Here is a 20,886-nt window from a genome sequence, read left to right as displayed (position 1 = left end):
TATTTAATATTCTTTTCTTTGCATGGAGGATTCTTTCAGCCAGTCATTTAAGCTGTTTTTATTAACAAAAATGTCATTCCCGATTCTAATAATGGGAAACATCATTCCCGTATAGGAGCCGGTTAAATTCAACTCTGCTTCTTCCTTGCTAATGATAGCTTTAACTTGAGGTTCACTAATATTCAAGTAATTAGCTGTTTCTTGGATATTCAATAAAGGTTTATCTGAATTTACGTATGGAATGGCTTCGCTTGAGGCTGATTGACCTTCACTAAAGATATAGCAGCCTATTATAAATGCAATTCCTAATATAATTGAACAAATAACATGACTAATATTGAATGATTTCAACGCTATTGCCTCCATCTCATTAAATCTTGTCTTAAGTAGTACACACGCAAGCTAATTTAATCCACTCGTCTTCTCACCATGCCCGCCTGATATACCAACGGCCTGTCCCGTACCCTGCTCTGCACTCGCATAAGAATGAGGATACCTATGATGAAGAGGATAACGAGGCTGAAAACGCCCATACTCGTGTTACCGGTAAGCTGCGCAGTCACGCCGACGAGAAGAGGACCCAGAATCGATGCAAACTTGTCAAAAATATTATAAAACCCGAAAAATCGGTTAGCATTCTCCTTCGGCACCATTCTTGCGAAGTAAGCCCGGCTTAGCGCCTGAATGCCGCCTTGCGAGGTTGCGACCAGCATCGCAAGCACCCAGAAGTCGAATGCCGACTTCATGAAATAAGCATAAATACATACGACGATATAGACGCAGATGCCGACATATAACATGATTTTACCTGAGAACCGATCTGCCAGACGCCCATACAGCATGGCGAACGGAGCAGCGACGACTTGCGTGACGAACAAAATGATGAGCAAATCCGTCGATTCAATGCCCAGATCACTCCCATAGGCGGTAGACATCGTAATAATCGTCCCAACACCATCGATATAGAAAAAATAAGCAAGCAGGAAAAGGAAAATCGCGCGATGCTGCTTTATTTGCTTCAACGTCCCGTAGAGTCGTTTGAAGCTGTTCACGACGATCCGAGGCTCGCGGGTCAAATAATGCTTCTGGCGTACGTTGCGGAGCATCGGCAGAGTGAAAATCCCCCACCAGAGTGCCGTAATGAAGAATGCGATTTGGCTAGCCACCGTGACGGTGATCGGCAGTACCTCCTGCTGAGCAAGAAGAATTATCGCAATGCTGATGATAAAGGGGATTGTACTCCCTATATACCCGATTGCAAATCCGCGAGCAGATACCTTGTTCATCCGCGCGTCGTCTGTAACGTCCACGAGGAAGGCGTCATAGAACACATTGGAGCCTGCTGAGCCGATCGCAATGAACATATAGCAGACGAGCAGCAGCTCCCAGCTGTCATGCGGAATAAACGTGAGCAGCGCAGTGGCGATAATGCCGAGAAAGCTGAATCCGGCGAAAAACGTTTTTTTGAACCCTTGGTAATCGGCAATCGTTCCCAAGATTGGACCCAGCAGGGCAAGGATAAATGTCGAGATCGCAATCGTATAGCCTAGATAAGCAGTAGAATTCGCAGCGCTAACGCCAGCGTCCTCGGCTGCCGCTTTGTAGAAGAGCGGGAATACGGCAGTCGAAATGATGATGGAATAGGCGGAATGCCCCCAGTCGTACCACATCCAGCTTTTTTCTTCCTTCGAAAATGACCTCATAAGCTTGGCCTCCTGAATGAACCGAATGCTCTTATTGTATAAGAAATGTAGACTTCAGGGTGCAAATAACACCATCTTCACAAAATGTTAAGTTAACCAAACTATACAGTAATTAATGAGAGTCCTCGTTGGATTTTCTTACAGCATCATTTCCTTCCGCTATTAATAGCCAGGTTCTATGAGCAATCTCCTCATTGTCCAATGCTGTCTTCCCAAGAGCCCATAAATATCCAGCCTCATGTATGATACTAGCATAAATAGATACATAATAGCTCTTTAATAAAGGTATTATCCCGCCTATAGCGAAACAACACTCCGCCTTTATGTAATTGCAGCTCCCCAAATGAATGAAGCTCTTGCCCGAACTTACGGGCAAGAGCTTCATTCATTGATATAACGATAGTATCGCCTGAGCTTCAGAGCGGACCTTGTCACGAAGCTCCACTGGCTCTAACACCTCTACTGAGGCTCCGAATCGGAGAATAATTTCGCTGGCGGATTCCAGTGTTTGAAACTCCATTTCCGCTTCCACTAAGCCGTTAATCGCACGCTCCGAATACAGCAGTCTAACATACCAGTGCGCAGACATGCGTGGCAGGCTATGCTCCTTCATTCTAATTCGAGCATGAAATACCGGCAGCTTGGACGTGAAGAGGGCTGTTGATTGCTCCCAATAAGCAGCCAAGTCGAACGCCTCTGGACGAGCGAAGGAATCCTTGTGCTTACTCGCATGCAGAAGCCGAGATATGCGGTATGTACGAAGTCCATCTGCTGTTGAGGCAACTACATACCAAATGCTGCTTTTGGCTACAAGCCCTAGTGGTTCCACAACACGCTCCACTAGCTGCTCTTCTTCTTTCCTATAACGTATATCGAGCCTTCGTTCTTCCCAGACCGCTTCTTGTATGATGGACAGGAATGGAACCTTTTCTATCGACTGATTCCACCCTGCACCATCTACATGAATGCGATGTCTTACGATCTCCGCTTCCTTGTAATAGGCTGTAGGGAATGATGCAATAAGCTTCTGATAAGCGACTTCAAACACAGCATGCATGCCAAGATCACCTAAAACAGCTGAAGGATGGGCAAGCAGCAAGGCTTGCATCTCCTCACTCTTCATCCCTGTAAGGCTGGTTCGATAGCCATCTGTTAGCGCCCAGCCTCCGTTGACACCCCGATCGGCAATGACTGGAATACCCGCTGCGCTTAATGCATCCATATCTCTATGAATCGTACGCTCGGATACCTCCAGCAGCTCAGCAAGCTCACGTGATGTCATCCGTCCTCTATTCTGCAAGAGCAGCAATATCGATATTAGCCGATCAGCCCTCATCTTTCCCTCTCCCGTCTATTGAATCAATCGTCTACAGCCCCAACGACGCTGCATAATTGCCCCAGTGTGGACGACCTCCATCCAGGTCAGTGAAATCGTATTGCTCCGATAAGGACCACGTACTTAACGCTTTGCCTGCATGTCTATGCACGTCTGGGTCTGCTGCTAGTGCAGCCACTGCCCGGCCAATATAAATTGGAGTCTCTGACATTATAAAATGAGGTTCAATCTTCGCAGCCTCCTGCCAATTATCAGCATGCACCCCGAAATGGTCCAGCATCGCTTCTGAGCGTAGAAATCCGGGCGTCAGCGCTAAAGCCGTCACATCGAATGGCTCCAGCTCGACAGACATCGCTCGTGCTAGATGAATAACCGATGTCTTCGCTAAGCTGTAGTACAGATTTCCACGGTAGCGATCATCTACACCGTCCGTTATTTCGATAATGATTCCCTGCTTCCTAGCAGTCATTAGCGGGGCACCATAATAGCTTGTAATCATATGAGACCATACTGCACGATTCTGCATAAGAAGGCCATTCTCCAAGGAATGCTCCCAGAAGGGTACGTTCCATTGCGTCAAAGGGTCTCCACCCCACACATCGTTCACGAGAATATCCAGTTGTCCATCCTGTTCGCTGCTCACACGCTGGAATAAGGCTTCGACTTCTGACTCCACTGTATGGTCAACCTGTACCGGAATGCCAACACCGCCGTTCTGGTTAACCAAATCTGCTGTATCTTCAATCGTTTCTGTCCGGTTCATATTCGAAGGGTTTCCCCTAACACTTCTTCCTGTGCAGTACACAGTTGCCCCAGCTGCTCCCAGCATTGTAGCAATTCCGCGTCCTGCTCCTCTTGTTGCACCTGCAACTACTGCAACTTTACCTTGTAATGAGCTCATCCTGCAACACTCCTATTCGACATTATATTGTGATTATGCAGCAAGTATAACCCACATATCATGACAACAACTGTCATCTATAGAGTACACCTCAAGAAAAAAAGGGCTGAGAATGGTTATCCATTCTTAGCCCTTTTTTCATTCCTGCACCCATCATAATTAGGTATATCCACTTCTTCGCTTACCTATGGCTACACTGCCGTCGGGTCTAGAATAAGCTTAACGCCTTCGATTTTCAATCGGTCCATGCGGATTACCCATTCCTTGAACGATTCGAACGTTTGATCAGAGAAACCGAACAGTCTCTTCAGATCATTCGTGATCGCCTTCTCATCATCGTTATAGTCACCGTCGGCGAAGATAAGCAGCAATATTTCAGCTAGGAAAATACTTTTGACCTGCTCATCCTTCAAGCCGCCAATAATATCAGCCAGCTCTTTATCGGATTGAAACTCCTGCTCCGTCTGCTCCATATCCATCTCACAGCGATAAGCTCGAAGAACGCTTTGCTCTTTTTTATTGATGAATCCGTCTGCTTTCGCGACGACATACGCTAATTCTAGAAAGGCTTCTTTATGTTCTTTTGTCTGCAAAAAATGCAAAAACAAAGCTTTCCACTCCTTTAATTGCTGAATAATAAATACTTATTCTGTTCATTTCGACATGCCTTCCTCGTTCTCCTACCAACTTCATTAAATTGTTTATAGATTTCCTTATCAAACAGCCTATTCGTACCTTTGATGAATTCACAAAGCTAACATGATACAATGACAGGGTTTAGTAACGCAGGGACGTTAGTTAAGGAGTTGTGTCGCATGATTCATATATTAATAGCGGATGACGATCCGCATATTCGCGAGCTGTTAAGACATTTTCTTCAATTGGAGGGTTACGCCGTCGTTGAAGCACAGGATGGTGAGGAAGCCTCGGCGATCCTTACCCAGAAACAAATCCAATTGGCTGTGGTCGATGTTATGATGCCTAATAAAGACGGCTATCAGCTATGTGAAGAAATACGCACGTATTATGACTGTCCTGTAATCTTATTAACGGCTAAGGATCAGCTCATCGATAAAGAAAGAGGATACAAGGTCGGAACCGATGATTATTTGACCAAGCCCTTCGAGCCCAAGGAGCTCCTCTTCCGCATCAAAGCGCTGCTTCGCCGCTATCAAATGATTCATGCTGAGCGAATCCGGCTTAATAAAACGATCATTGACCGCAACAGCTATGAGGTGCATTGTAATGGCAAGCTGCTAATGCTCCCCATGAAGGAGTTCGAGCTTCTGTCTCAGCTAGCCAGTCATCCTAACCGAATATTCGGGCGAGAGGAATTGATTCATCTAATCTGGGGTGCAGACTTTAATGGCGATGACAGAACGGTAGATGTACATATTAAGCGATTACGGGAGCGATTCGCTGATCGAAGTGAGGATTTCACCATCCGAACGATAAGAAGCATTGGTTATAAATTGGAGGTCACGTAAGCATGAAAACCTTGTATCTACGAATTGTCGTTACCGTCACCCTAGTGATGGTCATGAGTAGTCTTCTCGCTTTTATACTTACGAATGTCTATTATCACTACAGCCTCAAGCCCTATAACGACAACAAGCTGACTCAAATTACGGAGAATATCCAATCGTTCTATGAGAATAATCCAGAGATTGACCTGCAGCCATATTTAAGCCATATAGGAAGCCTGGGCTACCAGCTGTATCTCATTGATGAGAGAGGAACTGGCACATTCTACGGAGGCGCATATCGAGGCCAAGAGCTCTCTCCGGAAATTATACAGAATGTCCGGAATGGTCAAGTGTATCATGGTATCATCGAATTCCCTTCTAAGCTGTTTATTACAGGCTTTTTCGATAATACGCTTGTGAATTCTATAGGCGTTCCCCTTCAAGTTGGGGAGGAATATTCCGCCCTCTTCGTTCGACCGGATGTAGAGGTTCAGTTCGGTGAGATGCGCATCTTTTTTGCTGTGCTTCTTATTTTATCGATCCTTCTTAGTATCGTTCTCGTCCTCATTAGTACGCGCTATATTGTTAAGCCTATTGTTAAGCTGACGGAAGCAACCAAGCTCATTACCAAGGGCACATATAAGCTCCAATTGGCTACACGAAGGCGGGATGAGATTGGCACACTTGCCAACCAGTTCTCACAAATGGCGAGAAGCATCGAGCAGCTTGAAGATATGCGACAAGAATTTGTATCGAACGTGTCACATGAGATTCAGTCTCCGCTCGCCTCCATACAAGGCTTCTCACAAACCCTGAGGACAGCAGATCTATCCGATGAACAAAGAAATCATTATCTATCGATCATTGAGAACGAGAGCCGCAGAATGTCGCAGCTTAGCAAGCAGCTGTTAACGCTAGCTTCTCTCGACAAGGAAGAGCTGGAGAAGACCTCCTGCGATGCAGCCGACCAAATCAAACAAGCGCTGCTCCTAACAGAATGGAGCTGGCGCGAGAAGGAGCTCACAATCGACATGGAGCTTGACTCGTTCGTCATTCAAGCCGATGAAAAAATGCTGTATCAGGTGTGGATGAACATCATCACCAACAGCATCAAATTCACCGGACATGGCGGTTCACTCTCTATTCGGACCCGTCAGACGGATCAGGAATGTATTGTGGAATTCAAGGATACAGGCATTGGAATCGCTGAGAATGATCTTCCTCATATATTCAACCGATTCTACAGAGCAGATAAAGCGAGGGATCGCAAGGAAGGCAGCAGCGGTTTAGGTCTTGCTATTACCAAAAAAATAATAGAAAGGCATCAGGGGCATATTGAAGTGTCTAGTCAATTAGGGAAAGGAACGACGATTCAGATCCGCCTCCCGCTGCTGTAATCTTCCGTTCATTCTCCGTTCATATTCCGATCCTATATTTAAGCCAAGTTACTTATATAACTTAATCGGAATGTACAATGAAATGGAGTTGAAGAAAGATGTTTCTTGCATGGCGTGAATTGAAATATGCGAAGCTGCGCTACTTGTTGATTGCGATCATAATGATACTGATTGCTTGGCTCGTCTTATTCGTCACAGGGCTCGCTAACGGCTTATCCTCTGATAATGCATCATCCATTCAGAACATGGATATCAATTATTTGGTGCTCCAGCAGGAATCCGACAACCGACTTACTCGGTCCACCTTAACAGAGTCAAGCTTAAGTGATGTACGCTCCTATATCAGTGAGCAAGCAATGACGCCGATAGGCGTCCAGATGAGTACGTTAACGACAGCAAGCTCAGAGCGGCGAATCGATGTGACCTACTTCGCCATCGACATGACCAGCATGCTGGCGCCTGAGGTCGTAAGCGGCAACGGCATCACTAATGCTTCTCAGAATGAGGTTATTGCGGACCGTTCTCTGCAGGAGAGCGGCATTAAGCTCGGGGATCTGGTAACGGATCAAGCATCCGGAGAAGCCTTTACAATTGTTGGCTTCACAGAGGGACAATCCTTCAGCCATACACCAGTTATTCATATGAATATGGAGCAGCGGGCTTCCCTCAAGCCTAGCAAGCCTGACGACGCGAGCGCTTCCTTCAATGCGATCGCACTGGTTACGAATGAAGCCATCGCTAAGATGATCAGTGAGCTGGACGGTGTTGAAGTCATAACTAAAGCTGAAGCTCTGCAAGGCATTCCGGGATACAAAGAAGAGCAAGGCTCGCTCTTGATGATGATAGCCTTCCTGTTTATCATTGCCGCCTTCGTACTTGCTGTATTCTTCTATGTCATCACCATTCAAAAAATGAATCAATTCGGTGTATTAAAAGCAATAGGAGCCAGCACCAGCTACTTGGCTCGCAATATTATGGCTCAAGTGCTGTCTTTATCCATCACTAGCTTAGTCATAAGCATAGCTCTTACGTATGGCATATCCTTTATTCTTCCTGACAGTATGCCATTCGAGCTTGGTCCTGAGCTCGTAATTGGATGCTCCCTGTTATTCTTGGCGGTTTCCGTATTAGGATCCTTGTTATCCATGTACAGAGTTGCAAAGATTGAAGCCATTGAAGCGATCGGGAGGACTGCCTAATGAATAACAAGCTGGTATTCGATAAAGTCAGCAAAATCTATGGTGATGGAGATGCTTCTGTCAAAGTATTGGATCAGGTATCCTTATCAGTAAGAGCAGGCGAGCTAGTGGCCATAGTAGGTCCTTCCGGCTCGGGGAAGAGTACCTTTCTCTCGCTTGCTGGTGCACTCTTGTCTCCAACAAGTGGTCGTATTCTCCTTGGTAATCAAGAAATGAATAAGCTGTCTCCCAAGAAGATGAATAAGATTCGTCTGGAGAAGATCGGCTTTGTCTTTCAATCTGCTAATCTCATTCCCTATTTAACGGTTCAAGATCAATTACGATTGATCTCGGAATTAACAGGAACCTTGAATCGAGATAATGAACGTAGAGCGAGCGACCTCATCGCAAGATTGGGATTAACACATCGATTGATGCATTATCCCGAGCAGCTGTCTGGAGGGGAACGGCAGCGTGTCGCTATTGCCCGTGCATGGATGAACAATCCTGACCTCATTCTGGCGGATGAACCAACTTCGAGTCTGGATTCAGAACGCGGCCGAAGCGTCGTACAGATGCTCGCCGATGAAGTGAAGCTTAGGAACAAAGCTGCTGTAATGGTTACTCATGACCAGCGTATGCTTGATTTATGTGATCGTATCGTCTATCTGGAGGATGGTAAGCTTACTGCCGTATCCTCCTAAATTTTTTCATGTTTCCTAACATTTTGATTCGAAGTGAGCTATCTCTTCAGCGAACTTCATGCTTTTGGGATAGCTCCTTTTTTATTCATGCGAGCAGTATCTTCCCATCGCGAGCTTAGGGTTTTGCGTGGTAGAGAGGCTAATTTGCACATATGTTAAGGAAGTTATTTTCGCTAACAAAGAAAGGAGTTTCCTTATTGTGAGAAGTGAGTGGTGAATTCGTTCTATGAAGGAAAGGAATTTCGTTAATAAGGAAACCACCTTCACCAAAAGTGAAAATCGTTTCGCTAATGCTTGTTTCCATAGGTGGTGCGGCTTGATAATAGCGAAATAGGTTCACCATTTACGAAAATCATTTCGCTATTCTCCAGCAGCTAGCCGCGTTGTCGCTAAAAAGCACCTGTAATGCTGATCTTAGCATTACAAGTGCTTTTTAACTTGCCCAAATGGAATAGGGCCATGAAGTGAGAGCTTCGGCCATGCTGAGCGGAGAAAGTGGATGAATTCTGGAGAAGCGTAGCGTTCGCCTCCGGATTTCCGCCTCTTCTATTCTAATAGAAGAAATCTGGGCAACAGCGATCGGATGAATCATCCACTATCGAGGCAGTTGCAGGTCCCATGTCTGTCCGAGCATCCTCTCGCTATGCGATCGTATGAGACAGCACCATGCGGCTCCAGATATACCTATCCAGCATATATAAGACTGCAATTCCCGCCAAATATCTGATCAAATCGACGAACAAGAACCCTTGACCTAGAATAAGAGCCCCTAAGCCAGTATGCCTCACTTCGTTGATCCAATTCGCTTGATAAAGCTGACTGAACTCTATGCCATAACACAACAACAGACTAATCCATGCTGCATTCACTACTCGAACGTTATAGAATAGAAACCGAAATCCGCAATAGATCATACTTGCCCATAGTGCATCACCGAAGTGCTCGGAGACAAATAGCGGCAGAGAATCCGAATAGCTTCTCACACTCAGTCCTGCAGCGATTAGAATAAGAACCGCCAGCACATAAATCCATCTTCTCAGCAGCAAGAATCCCCCTCCTTCCCTACCATAAGAACGAGGACATCCTCCTATTTGTTACAGTGGGCGGTCAACATTTTACTTAGTCTGGGCTGTAGTGCCCTCCGCCTGCATTACTTGAATCTTTTGAGTACATGCCGTAATCGATTGGCCTGTGCTTGTGAATTCTTGTTCTCCGAATCTGCTTTCTCCAGGGACAATAAGCCTAGACCGTACCCAATCAAAGATAACGAAACAGAAATTTTCGCTAGATCGTCAGCTGTTAGCTGCTTCTCACTAGACATGGTTAGCCTCCTCCATCATCTTTCTCTGACCTTGCCTTAATTACAGAGAACAATCCGAACAGATCACCAATAATGGTAATCACCGCAGCCCATAGAGCCAGATCATCAGCTGATGGTTCATTCGGAACTGATTTTGTTGTTGTTTTCCCCATAAGTACCGAACCCCTTGGTTTCACTTACCAACAGCCTATGTTGTGTGTGGCTTTGAAGTATAGGCGAATGTTCCACCTCTCCGAAATAAAAGTGGTCTAACGCATAGAAGCATGTAGGCATATAATGATCCATCTCCATTCAGAGAGGATAATGAACATGCATCGCTACCCATCCAACAATCATACGAATGAGCATATAGATAACAAATATGCTTCATCTGACAGACAGTGGCACTGGTCTCCCCTGCTTGTGTTTTATGCTTACCCCCAAGATCCACGCTGGTCAACAACCTACCCAAGCTATATGTATCCTCCTATGTCCACTGTAGACTCTACCTTGCATGAAGCTGGTCATGTGAAGCCAGAGCCCCTCACCTTTGTCCTTATTCACGGAGCATGGGCTGACTCCAGCTTCTGGGACGGCATTGCAGCAGCACTCTGCCAAATGGGTCATACCGTATATACGCCGGAATATCCTGGGCATGGAGCAGATAAGAACAAAGCGGTGACTCATGCCATGCTTACGAAATCTCTCGTGGATTACATTGTATCGAATCAGCTTCACAATATCGTGCTCGTCGGACACAGCTTCGGTGGCTCCTTAGTTCAGACTGTGGCACAGGCTATTCCCGAGAGGATGAAGCGTCTTGTATTCTGGAATGCTTTTGTACTGAATGATGGTGAGATGCTCGCTGATGAGTTCCCTCCAATCGCTAAAGAAGCGTTCGACAAGCTAAGAGAAGGTACACCCGATGATACGATCATGCTGCCCTTTCCACTGTTCCGAGAAACCTTTGTTAATTTGGCGGATCTGGCTATGGCTAAGCATATTTACAGCACCATATCTCCAGAGCCTGCTTTGCCGTCTTATCAGAAGCTTGATCTTAAGAAGTTTTATTCGCTCCAGATTCCGAAGAGCTACGTCTATCTGACAGAGGATCATGTACTGCCGCAAGGAGGCGGATATGGCTGGCATCCGCATATGTCCAGTCGATTAGGCTTGTTCCGCTACATTGCAGGACATGGTGATCATATGACTACAGCGAAGACACATCCAGACATGATTGCTCGGAAAATCTACGAAGCCTCCAGAGACTAAGCTGTCACTTGCTCAGAGATAACAGATGCTGGCTATGCAGTTCGAATAAGCTTATGCTCTGCAGCAGCACAGAACTGCATCGACAGCTGGCGTTATTGGTATTATCATTGCAGTATTGCATGATTACACCATTTGACTAATCTATCGTTTATTTTATGGAGGAATGGATGATGACTGACTTACGCTTTCGCCAAGATGGAACCTTCACGATCGTACAATTCACAGATATTCACTGGCAAGAAGGGCTAGAGAAGGATCTGCAGACTAGAGCCGCGATGGAACGTGTGCTTGAATTAGAGCAGCCTGATTTCGTCATGTTTACTGGTGATGTGATCGATGCAAGTCTGCGCTCTGATGGTACATACCGATGTGATGATCCTTACCGTGCTCTGCGTGAAGCTGTCTATACGGTTGAACAACGACAAATTCCGTGGGGACTCGTGTTCGGCAATCACGACACAGAATGTGGCATTACTAGAGAGCAGCTAATGGAAGAAATAGCTTCGCACAAATATTGCCTTGCTCAGAGTGGTCCTGACAGCATTCACGGTACAGGGAACTATGTGCTTCCAGTTAAGGGCTCAGAAGATGAGGACGCTGCGGCATTGTTATATTGCTTGGACTCCGGTGATTATCCTGACCATCCACTCGTCAAGGGCTATGCATGGATACGTCAGAGCCAGATTCAATGGTATATGGAGCAGTCGAATGCTTGGAAGACTAGGATGAACGGAGCGATCTTGCCAGCTCTATCCTTCTTCCACATCCCAATTCCTGAATATTATGTAATGTGGCAGACGACAACCTGCTATGGCAATAAACACGAGGGCGTATGCTCAGCCCAGATCCAGTCTGGGCTGTTCTCCGCTCTTCTAGAGCAAGGTGATGTGCTCGCAACCTTCTGTGGACATGATCATGTGAATGACTTTTGGGGAGATTATTATGGTATTCGTCTGCATTATGGTCGGGCCACTGGCTACAACACCTATGGCCATGAGGACATGCTGCGCGGTGCGCGTGTCATACGTTTAACCGAGGGAGAACGCCAAGTCGATTCTTGGCTTCGTCTTGCCGATGGCTCTGTGATCGAGCAGCAGCCAGCTCATGTGCCTGAAGCGCAATAATATTAAAGGGGATGTCCAACAAGGTTACATAACCTCTTAGACATCCCCTTCTCCATCCTCACAACAGAACGCTTCCTCGACTGTTGGCTAACCTTGTGACAAAATCCCCTTTATATACTCCGTTAATGCTTGTGCCGCGCTTTGATGGGCTACTATTCCAGGGTGGCTTCTTGAACCCATTGTTGCATCGGTACTAATCGGAAGTTGGAATACAGTAACCTTCTGATCACCTGTACTCTTAACGTATGCATCTACAGCGCGGCAGATGGCAGGCATCATCGATATACCAAGCATGCCATAAGCCCATACCATATGAGCATGTGGATTATTCCTTCGAAGCTTGGCGAGGAAGCTCTGGGCTGCTTGTTCAAAGGATCGAACATCCTCATCGTTGTAGCTGCCATCATCATTCAAGCGCTGCTTATGCGTTGCTCCCGAAGACTCATCACGCCATTGCGGCGAATGGAAAGCTCCTCCATCATTCGTTCCAAGATTCACGATCACAACATCAGGCTGCCAGGCAGCGAAGTCATTCTCTTCAAAAGCTCCTAGAGCTGCATTATCAGCCCCGTCTAGAAGTCCACAAACCTGTTCATAATAATCGGGAATATTCGCACGAGGATTATTATCCCAGCTTGTCAGCACGCCCCAGCCGCTCTGAGAAAGGACGCGATAGTCTGCGTTCAATGCTTCTGCGGTTATCGCGCTGTAGTTGTCAATTGCACTGAACCACATCGGAATCCAGTCCTCTTCGGCTTTCGCTCCTATAGCCCCTTCACCAGAAGTTATGCTGTCTCCGATAAACTCTAGCTTATAGGGCTTGCTCGCAATAGGTCTAAATTCACCATTGCTCTTCACCGAATGGATCTTCATCGAGCAGCCTGGATCTGCGCTCATCGCCTGCACATCTTTCACCACACGCACATTCTTCACAGTATTCGGATTCATCCCTCTGAATAAGCAAATCCAGTATCTGCCGGATACTAACATCTGTCTGCTTACAGGTACTTCATTAATGAGAACGCTCATCCAAGGCTCATATTGATTATAATTAATCTCGACCTCCATCCACAGCTCAGAGCCTGTTGCGTTCAATTCAATTGCGCTTCCAGTCCAAAATAAAGTTAAAGGCGAAAGACTCCCCGTTGTTCGTCCATGAACCTTCAAATGCTCAATCTCCGATAATGGACACATCTTGAGTATTGTATCTTCCTTCATCCGCATTTCGTCCATGATCTGCTTCACATTCTCCTCTACACTATTCTGGTCCGTACGAATCACGATATCCGGCCGAACGGGCACCTCGTATACATCTGATATCCCTGTGAAGGCCATCAGCTCTCCAGCCTTCGCCTTCGCATACAACCCCTTCATATCTCTGCTCACGCATTCCTCAAGCGGACATTCAGTATACACTTCAATATATACGGGGAGCATTTTGCGGGCATAGTCTCTCATTTCCTGGTAAGGGGTTATCATCGATACGATGGTCACAACGCCATTGCGATTGAGCAAGCCGCTCATGTACACTGCTCTTCGTATGTTCTCCATCCGATCTTCCTTGCTGAAGCCTAGCTCTCTGCCTACTTCTTGCCGAAGCACATCCCCATCCAAACACTCAACGGCAATACCTTGTGCTCTTAAAGCCGCTGCAAGGAGATTGGCTGTCGTCGTCTTGCCAGAGCTCGGCAAGCCCGTAAGCCATATCGCTGCTCCCTCTCGTGATGACAACATCATCATTTCCCCTTATACCTTCTTTATTAAAACGTTAATGCGTAATGGCCACCCTTTCGAGAAGCTTGTCACCATAGACACTCTCAAGCTTCAGCTCCGGCATATGAATATACCCGATATAGCAATCGCAGCTTTTCATCCTGCACGCCCGCTGCTTCGACAAGCCATGTATACCGTCACGATAGAGATTCCCGATAACCTGACGATCTTTGTAGCAGCGCTTGACTCGCCCTTCACCCTGTACATAGAACACATTGTACCCTGCTCTGCATTCCTTGCCCATACTATCGTAATCTACTGCATTCCGTGTGAAGTGCGGATCAATCTCTTGCAGCACCTCGATATCCTCAGGCGAATAATAGGCAGGCTTGTCTTTGTAAGCATTAACCCACATATACACCTCTTCAGGCAGTGCCAGTCTTAGCGACTGTATTGCTTCGAAGGCGCTCTTCAAGCCGACAGCTCCGACACTGAACGGGATATTACGACTATGAAGCACGCTGCACTGCTTGATAAATTTCGCTTCCGTCGTTTGCCCGGGGTGATAGGTTACCCAGAATGACGAGGTGGCAGGATTAAGCTCCGCTGTCCATTCAAGCTTAGCGGACAGATTCGTCTGAATGGCTACCTTATCGACATGCTCCATGTGAGACAGCTCAATCATTGCATCACGGTACCACCGATGAATAAGTCCTTCTCCATAAGGATTAAAGAACACCGACAATCGATGACCCTCCTCCTTCTGAGCTCTTATCCAAGCAACAAAGGTCCGGAGCTGCTCCCGATCCTTGGCAAGTGTCTCAGCATGATCCTTGTTTTTACTGAATGGACAATAGGGACAAGTATAATTGCATGAGGAGATGCTCCCTCTGTAGTAAAGCGTCGTATTCATGTCAGCACATAGCTTTCCATACGCTCTCGTACATCTGCAGAGATAAGCCAATCTCCGATAGCATCGGAATGCGCCATACCTTCGTCGGTCAATTGGAGCACACCCGCGTCTAGCCGTGCAAGCTCCGTACCGAGCAGCCAATGAAGCTCGGGGTAATCATCAAGAGGAAGACTGTCGAACCTCTCTTGATAACTGCTCAGCTCCACCCCTTCTACATGCAGGAGAGCTTTCAATAGAAAACGCCGCTTCTGTTCATCATCTGATAAGAGAAAGCCATAATCCGCCTTGGTATAATCGGTGGTCGCAACGTAATCCGCAATGATGCTGGCTGTGGCACTCCGACTTACACCATACCGTGTCGCATAATGCACATTGCGGGTATAAGACCGAGCTCCACAGCCAAGCCCGATCATTCCTTCCTCCTGACAGCCGTATGGCAGCAGCTGCTTGTCCGATCCCCCATGCTTCGCAAATCTACGCAGCGAATACTGCGTATAGCCTTGTGACAGCAGCCGTTCTCTTGCAGCAAGATAGAACGACATTCGGCTGTCCGAGCCGCTCTGACGAACATCCTCAGGCTTCACAATCGTATGCTCTCTCGTATAGAGAGGATATAGAAATATTTCTTCAGGCTCATAGGCCATTGCACGATTAAGGGAATACAGCCAAGATTCCAGTGTCTGTCCAGGCAGCCCGTAGATGAGATCGAGATTAAGAATAGGGAATTGCTGCCGCTTCAGCAGCTCTAATGCCCGCTCCACCTCATGCGGCTTCTGAGGACGATAGATAGCGTTAGCTTCCTCTTCAATAAAGCTCTGGATACCCATGCTCACCCGATCCACCTTATGCTGCTTCAGAATATCGAGGCGATCCTGTGTGACGGTCTCAGGCGAGGTTTCTACCGAGATGGACGTTTGATTCGGGTCCATGCCGATGATCTCCTCCGCAATACGGAACAAACGCTCCAACTGGAGAGGCTCCAGCAAGGTTGGCGTTCCCCCGCCAATAGCGAACCTAGCTACTGGCTTACGCTGAATGAACGGTGCCCATTGCTTCGCCTGCCGCTCAAGGGCATCTACGTACTCTGCATGGACATTGGAGCGTTTGTCCGGCAATGTGAATAGATTGCAGAATCCGCAACGTGCCCCGCAAAAAGGGATATGCATATATAAAAAGAACGTGTCTGCCGGCTCGCTGCTCCATAACTCTGGCAGCGACAGCTTTGTCTCTAATGGTCGATAGGACATTTTGTGCGGATAGGAATACAGGTAAGACCGGTAAGGCTCGGAAGTGAGCTGCTCCTTCCACTTGCGCAGGGCCGACTCATCCTTCCATACCTCCTTATCATAATCAGGGGAAGCCGCATTACTCATTCGTCATGCACATCCTCTCTGTTCAACATTTAATTTACACAATAAATTCGCGATAAGGAACATTCCATACGACCTCATGCGCAAGACGATGTCCCTCATAGCCTTCTTCTCCATATGCCGTACCATGATCAGAGAACACCATACAGAATACGGGACGTTCGCGCTCTTGCAGCGCAGTAAATAATCGTCCAAGCTCCCCATCAACATATCTGAGAGCTGCGCGCTGCGTCTCTACGGAGTCTTTTTTCGCCCCTGGCACATAATAATGATTCGGTCCATGAATAGCTGATACATTCATAAATAGGAACAATCGTTCACATGCTTCAGCCTTCGCCAATCTTTTGATCGCATGATTCACTTGATGCTCGGTGGAACGAGGATTCGTAACGCCGAAGGTCATTCGCCAATAGCTCTCTTGGAAGTAGCCTGGGAGCACCTTGGCAAGCGGAACCTTCTTCGTGAAAAAGATAACACCGCCTATGCAAATCGTGCGATAGCCCTCTCCTTGCAACCCAGACACGATATCTGGCGTATCGAACAGCCAAGTATTCGGATGCGTCCGGAGACCCGTATGCTTGGAATGAAACAGACGGACATGCTCAGACTTGTTCGTCGTCGCTGGCGTTGGCAGAAAACCGCCAAAAAAAGCATGATGAGCCGCATAGGTGAAGCTGCCAGGCGTATGCCGCTGCTCCCAATGCCCGCCCCGGCATAAATTCGGACAGTTCTCCTCTTCCAATACAGCTGCATCAAATCGTAGAGTATCTAATGTGATCATTACAATATCGTGGCTGCCCACAATGTCATTCATATTAATCAATGTAAGGCTCCCTTCTTCACTATAAGACGGTCAGCCTCTGCAAGCCTCTTCAGCTCCCATTCGTAGGCGTCATAGCCATGATGCACGACATGATAGAGCAAATCTCCGAACGGATTAACGTCCAATACATAAGGACGATAGGAATTACGGCTCAGGAGGACGTCGATGCCAGCAATCGATGAATGTTGGAATGCAGCTAGCGCTTGCTGTGCGCATGTCCTCACCTTCTCCTGAGCTGCTGCATCTAAGCCAACCTCCTCTAACAGCTTGCGCTCGCTGTCCAGATGAAGGTTCGTAATCGGTGTGCGACTTACACGGGCAACGCTATGGCAAGCTACTCCAGCAACGACCAGCTGCCGAATATCGAAAGTCCGATCCTCGTAAGAGGCTTTGGCAATCCACTGCTCCGCATGAGCCCCATGTCGGAGCAGCCAATTCACCAGCTGCTTAATGATCGTGTGATCGGTATATCGATGCAGCTTCTTCTCATTGTAATAAAGTGGAGGCTTCGCCAAATAATTCTCTACACCAAGCGTCGTAACGGCAAGCTCGGCGCCAGTCACGGGGTTGATCTGATAAGCAATAACACCACAAGCACCAGAGCCCGAGGCCAGCTTCAAGAAAATTCGAACCATTCGTTTGTCCTTCATCGCGGCTCTCAGAGCCTCATAATCTGGAAGCTCATCTGGTTCTGCAAGCTGTCTTGGGACCGGAACGCCTGCTTCGTTCAATAGGTGATGGGTGTACCTCTTATCAAACATCGCCATCACATCATGCGGGGCATTCAACCACTTCGGAGAAGACCATAGCTGCTTGGCTTCCTTATCGAGACGAGCGAGCAACCGCCCATAGCCTCGGAACCACTGAGAGGGATGATACAGCTTCCCCTTCTGCTCCTCTATCTTAAGGGCAGTCCGCTCGGAGTAAGGCTGCGGATCAGGTCTATAACCAAGCGGAAGCAGCCCATCATCAATAGCATTGCCGGATGCATCTGGTGCGCCAAGTGCAATCAAGGCCCTTTCGACCTCGAAAGATTCACCTGGCGCATCAAGGCGCAGCAAAGGTGATCGTTCACCCAGTGATTGACTCCACTCTGCGAGGCTCGTTAATGAAGCCCTTCCTTCCAATAGATCGATATAGGACAATACCCATGCAGGAGGCAGCCCCAGCCTTGCCCTAGCAGCCTGAAGTCCAGCTGTCCGTTTATTGCCGGGGTTGCCGATAACGATCATCTGCTCCATTATTACTCCGTCAGCGAAGGATAGCGATAATCCTCATCATCATCATTATCCTGTTGTTCATCTACATTCACGGAGAGTCCAGATTTCTGCCAGCGCTCTATCATTTCATTAGACATATAGTGGTAGCTTAAATCCAAATGCTGGAGCTTCTTCACCTTATCACTTCCGAGCAGTGCCTCAGCGCCAGAGTCGGTTAGTGTTCCCATAGACAGATCCAGTGTGTGCAGCTGATCCAGAATCGGAGCATCCGCTAGAGCAATGGCAATCTCATCTTGAAGCTCGCTATTCTTAAGCCCCAGATAAGTCAGTTGTGGGAATTTACCCGGCTCTATTAATGGAAGAACATCTTCCAAGCCGCCGTCAAATCCGTAATCTTCTACACCTAGGTATAGCTCAAGCTTAGTAAGACTCGGGAATGATCCTTTTTCAATACTATGAATAACACCTTGACCCAAGCCGCCGCAAATGACAGTGAGCTCTTCCAGCTTGTCATGGCGAGCCGGCTCAAGCTCAAGCCCCGTGCTGCCCTTAATGGTCAGTGAGGTTAGATCTGGATAAGCGGTTAGCAGCGGCGCCAGATTGGATTGCATAATCCATGAAACCTCGCATTCTTCAAAGCTCATGTCTCCGATAAACAGCTTTCTTAGCTTAGGGAAACGGCTGTTTAATCGGACAAGCGCTTCGACTGCCTCGCTGGAATCATTCTCATATGCTCCGCCCCAATCACCGATAATAATGCTTGTAATTTCCTCACTCGAAGCCTCTCCTGCCGCCTTCTCCAATAAATCTACTAATTTCACTCCATCCTCATATTGATCATAATCAAGTGCAAGTTTTAGCTCGGACATAGTGTATCCTCCTTGGTAATGATTAGTATATTGACTACTATTATTATAGGTTGGTTAAATTCGACTTTCAAATTTTATAATCCAAATGTCGTATTAGATATATGTAAAGGTTGTCAATAGAGTTAAGATTAATGATTTATCATTTATTTCTCATAACTATGGTTTTTTCAAGCCTAGACAGGAACTCCTCTCCCATTGGTAAATAGCACCTATTTCAACTGTGTTATGGTAGTTTCAGAGTTTAAGCAACTACCTAGGAGGAGTACACAACATGACTAAGAACAAGAAACACACGATCGGTAAAACCATTGCAGGAATCGGCCTTAGCCTTACAATAGCACTAGGAGGCGGGCTGGTATCCGCACCTCAAGAAGCACATGCAGCTGTCAGCTCGACTTCAAAAGCAAGCAAAATCATTGCTACTGGTAAATTGTATTTGGGCAAGCCTTATAAATTCGGAGCCAAATCCGGTATTACTTCTTCATTCGATTGCTCTTCATTTACCCAATATATTTTCAAGAAGCACGGCGTTACACTGCCTCGTTCCTCGAAGGCTCAATCCAAAGTCGGCAAATATGTATCCAAGTCTAACTTGAAGGCTGGCGATCTCGTATTCTCCGATACGAACCGCGATGGCGTCATTAACCATGTAAGTCTGTACATCGGTAACGGCAAGCTGCTTCACACTTACAAAGTTGGAGTCGGCGTTACGATCTCGACCTTCAAAGGCAGCACATGGGACAAAACCTATGTAACAGCACGCCGCGTCCTGTAGTGTCATTTGATCTGTGAATACGGAAGCCGAACAACTATAGCAGTTGTTCGGCTTTTCTATGTGTATAAACGGATGTTGGACAGTTCCTAAATGCCCAGCAATCCAAAAAACTCGAATCTCGCTGTCTCCTCAGCAAGCTCCTCGATCGACTTGTCTGTCATAGTAGAATGGGGTTCAATCGGTCCGAACAGCCATCTGGAGATCGTGCCTTCCACTAGACTAGTTAGAAATGCGGCTTTCAAATAGGGATCCATATGATGCGGCAGCATACCTAGCTCCATCGCACGCTCAATATTTCGTCGAAACGCTTTTTCCATCTCAATTCGTGTATTATGAACGGCATCACGTATGGAGGCTTCATTCGAGATCCCTCCGAGCAGCAGCTCCATGAAATAGCGGTTCTCCCCAGCGAAGCGATATAAATCCACGAACAATGATTGTGAGGCACTCGCCATGTCCTGTACAGTGCCTGCTTGGCTGCGATAGCCTTGAGCGATAACTCTGGCAATCTCCTCTTTGCCAATCCTTATAATCTCAAGAGCAATAGCCTCTTTGCTCTTGAAATGCCAATAGAATGTACCCTGCGACACTCCCGCTTGCTGGACAATATCGGAGATCTTCGTGTTGTGATAGCCATACTTAGCGAATCGTTCAAGAGCTGTATGTAGGAGCTCACTGCGAGTGTGAGCTTTTTTGGTCTGATTGAGTTCCTCTTTGTTCATAGATATAAGTGGCACCTCTTCTCCTTGCATGAATCACTCTTTACTTGTTATATCCTATTGGATCAATTCTAATTATTCAATGCTTTTATCGAGAAATGCC

General features: G+C 46.9%; 22 protein-coding genes. 7 read left to right on the top strand and 15 right to left on the bottom strand.

The genetic code is table 11. From position 1 onward, the window contains the following. Positions 1 to 3: 3 nt before the first annotated feature. From AC6ESP_RS26970 to AC6ESP_RS26950, 5 genes are all read right to left on the bottom strand, one after another. Complete coding sequence (locus tag AC6ESP_RS26970) at positions 4 to 351, bottom strand: helix-turn-helix domain-containing protein (RefSeq protein WP_497099844.1); 348 nt, start codon at positions 349 to 351, stop codon at positions 4 to 6. A 56-nt stretch (positions 352 to 407) separates the two neighbouring features. Then, positions 408 to 1,703 carry an MFS transporter gene (locus tag AC6ESP_RS26965; RefSeq protein WP_497099843.1) on the bottom strand — a complete coding sequence of 432 codons (1,296 nt, stop codon included), beginning with the start codon at positions 1,701 to 1,703 and terminating at the stop codon, positions 408 to 410. Between the two features lie 385 nt (positions 1,704 to 2,088). Next, positions 2,089 to 3,039: a helix-turn-helix transcriptional regulator gene (locus tag AC6ESP_RS26960; RefSeq protein ID WP_497099842.1), complete on the bottom strand. Its 951-nt coding sequence runs from the start codon at positions 3,037 to 3,039 to the stop codon at positions 2,089 to 2,091. Between the two features lie 31 nt (positions 3,040 to 3,070). Further along, entirely contained in the window at positions 3,071 to 3,940 is an 870-nt protein-coding gene (locus tag AC6ESP_RS26955; RefSeq protein ID WP_497099841.1) for an SDR family oxidoreductase, read from the bottom strand. Positions 3,941 to 4,131: 191 nt separating this feature from the next. Beyond that, positions 4,132 to 4,533, bottom strand: coding sequence for a tellurite resistance TerB family protein (locus tag AC6ESP_RS26950; RefSeq protein ID WP_497099839.1), 402 nt, complete (start codon positions 4,531 to 4,533; stop codon positions 4,132 to 4,134). A 222-nt stretch (positions 4,534 to 4,755) separates the two neighbouring features. Between AC6ESP_RS26950 and AC6ESP_RS26945 the strand changes: the two genes are divergently transcribed. The 4 genes from AC6ESP_RS26945 to AC6ESP_RS26930 all read left to right on the top strand — a co-directional run bounded on the left by AC6ESP_RS26945 (position 4,756) and on the right by AC6ESP_RS26930 (position 8,685). Next, positions 4,756 to 5,427: a response regulator transcription factor gene (locus tag AC6ESP_RS26945; RefSeq protein WP_497099838.1), complete on the top strand. Its 672-nt coding sequence runs from the start codon at positions 4,756 to 4,758 to the stop codon at positions 5,425 to 5,427. A gap of 2 nt (positions 5,428 to 5,429) precedes the next feature. Further along, positions 5,430 to 6,803, top strand: coding sequence for a sensor histidine kinase (locus AC6ESP_RS26940; protein WP_497099837.1), 1,374 nt, complete (start codon positions 5,430 to 5,432; stop codon positions 6,801 to 6,803). 98 nt (positions 6,804 to 6,901) lie between these two features. Continuing rightward, positions 6,902 to 8,002: an ABC transporter permease gene (locus tag AC6ESP_RS26935; RefSeq protein ID WP_497099836.1), complete on the top strand. Its 1,101-nt coding sequence runs from the start codon at positions 6,902 to 6,904 to the stop codon at positions 8,000 to 8,002. Then, positions 8,002 to 8,685 (top strand): ABC transporter ATP-binding protein, encoded by a 684-nt coding sequence (locus tag AC6ESP_RS26930; protein ID WP_497099835.1) that lies wholly within the window; start codon positions 8,002 to 8,004, stop codon positions 8,683 to 8,685. The genes AC6ESP_RS26935 and AC6ESP_RS26930 overlap by 1 nt, the downstream gene beginning before the upstream one ends. 641 nt (positions 8,686 to 9,326) lie before the next feature. On the opposite strand, the gene AC6ESP_RS26925 is transcribed toward AC6ESP_RS26930, so the two are convergent. The 3 genes from AC6ESP_RS26925 to AC6ESP_RS26915 form a co-directional block, all read right to left on the bottom strand. Then, on the bottom strand, positions 9,327 to 9,731 hold the full coding sequence (locus AC6ESP_RS26925; protein ID WP_497099834.1) for a ribosomal maturation YjgA family protein: 405 nt from the start codon (positions 9,729 to 9,731) through the stop codon (positions 9,327 to 9,329). 104 nt (positions 9,732 to 9,835) lie between these two features. After that, positions 9,836 to 10,006, bottom strand: a complete 171-nt coding sequence (locus AC6ESP_RS26920; RefSeq protein WP_497099833.1) for a hypothetical protein — start codon at positions 10,004 to 10,006, stop codon at positions 9,836 to 9,838. Positions 10,007 to 10,008: 2 nt separating this feature from the next. Beyond that, positions 10,009 to 10,158 carry a hypothetical protein gene (locus tag AC6ESP_RS26915; RefSeq protein ID WP_497099832.1) on the bottom strand — a complete coding sequence of 50 codons (150 nt, stop codon included), beginning with the start codon at positions 10,156 to 10,158 and terminating at the stop codon, positions 10,009 to 10,011. 157 nt (positions 10,159 to 10,315) lie between these two features. On the opposite strand from AC6ESP_RS26915, the gene AC6ESP_RS26910 reads away from it, so the two are divergent. Both AC6ESP_RS26910 and AC6ESP_RS26905 read left to right on the top strand, forming a co-directional pair. Beyond that, positions 10,316 to 11,257 carry an alpha/beta fold hydrolase gene (locus AC6ESP_RS26910; RefSeq protein WP_497099831.1) on the top strand — a complete coding sequence of 314 codons (942 nt, stop codon included), beginning with the start codon at positions 10,316 to 10,318 and terminating at the stop codon, positions 11,255 to 11,257. A gap of 170 nt (positions 11,258 to 11,427) precedes the next feature. Then, complete coding sequence (locus AC6ESP_RS26905; protein WP_497099830.1) at positions 11,428 to 12,381, top strand: metallophosphoesterase family protein; 954 nt, start codon at positions 11,428 to 11,430, stop codon at positions 12,379 to 12,381. A gap of 87 nt (positions 12,382 to 12,468) precedes the next feature. Here AC6ESP_RS26905 and cysC read toward each other — a convergent pair whose 3' ends face one another. Genes cysC through AC6ESP_RS26875 form a run of 6 tightly spaced genes read right to left on the bottom strand, consistent with a single transcriptional unit; the run spans position 12,469 to position 19,289 of the window. Next, the gene (gene cysC, locus AC6ESP_RS26900; RefSeq protein WP_497099829.1) at positions 12,469 to 14,115 is read right to left on the bottom strand and encodes an adenylyl-sulfate kinase; all 1,647 of its coding nucleotides are present in this window, start codon (positions 14,113 to 14,115) and stop codon (positions 12,469 to 12,471) included. A 34-nt stretch (positions 14,116 to 14,149) separates the two neighbouring features. Continuing rightward, positions 14,150 to 15,007: an STM4011 family radical SAM protein gene (locus AC6ESP_RS26895; RefSeq protein ID WP_497099828.1), complete on the bottom strand. Its 858-nt coding sequence runs from the start codon at positions 15,005 to 15,007 to the stop codon at positions 14,150 to 14,152. After that, positions 15,004 to 16,380, bottom strand: coding sequence for an STM4012 family radical SAM protein (locus AC6ESP_RS26890; protein WP_497099827.1), 1,377 nt, complete (start codon positions 16,378 to 16,380; stop codon positions 15,004 to 15,006). Before AC6ESP_RS26890 ends, AC6ESP_RS26895 begins: the two co-directional genes overlap by 4 nt. A gap of 34 nt (positions 16,381 to 16,414) precedes the next feature. After that, positions 16,415 to 17,200 carry an STM4013/SEN3800 family hydrolase gene (locus tag AC6ESP_RS26885; protein ID WP_497099826.1) on the bottom strand — a complete coding sequence of 262 codons (786 nt, stop codon included), beginning with the start codon at positions 17,198 to 17,200 and terminating at the stop codon, positions 16,415 to 16,417. After that, positions 17,197 to 18,441, bottom strand: a complete 1,245-nt coding sequence (locus tag AC6ESP_RS26880; RefSeq protein ID WP_497099825.1) for an STM4014 family protein — start codon at positions 18,439 to 18,441, stop codon at positions 17,197 to 17,199. The genes AC6ESP_RS26885 and AC6ESP_RS26880 overlap by 4 nt, the downstream gene beginning before the upstream one ends. 2 nt (positions 18,442 to 18,443) lie before the next feature. Beyond that, positions 18,444 to 19,289: an STM4015 family protein gene (locus AC6ESP_RS26875; RefSeq protein ID WP_497099824.1), complete on the bottom strand. Its 846-nt coding sequence runs from the start codon at positions 19,287 to 19,289 to the stop codon at positions 18,444 to 18,446. A gap of 271 nt (positions 19,290 to 19,560) precedes the next feature. On the opposite strand from AC6ESP_RS26875, the gene AC6ESP_RS26870 reads away from it, so the two are divergent. Next, a complete protein-coding gene (locus AC6ESP_RS26870; RefSeq protein ID WP_497099823.1) occupies positions 19,561 to 20,064 on the top strand; it encodes a C40 family peptidase in 504 nt (167 codons plus the stop codon). Between the two features lie 86 nt (positions 20,065 to 20,150). Here AC6ESP_RS26870 and AC6ESP_RS26865 read toward each other — a convergent pair whose 3' ends face one another. Beyond that, positions 20,151 to 20,786 carry a TetR/AcrR family transcriptional regulator gene (locus AC6ESP_RS26865; protein WP_497099822.1) on the bottom strand — a complete coding sequence of 212 codons (636 nt, stop codon included), beginning with the start codon at positions 20,784 to 20,786 and terminating at the stop codon, positions 20,151 to 20,153. Positions 20,787 to 20,886 lie beyond the last annotated feature (100 nt).

The sequence above is a fragment of the Paenibacillus xinjiangensis genome (assembly GCF_059686975.1).
This window is presented reverse-complemented; position numbering and strand designations above follow the sequence as displayed.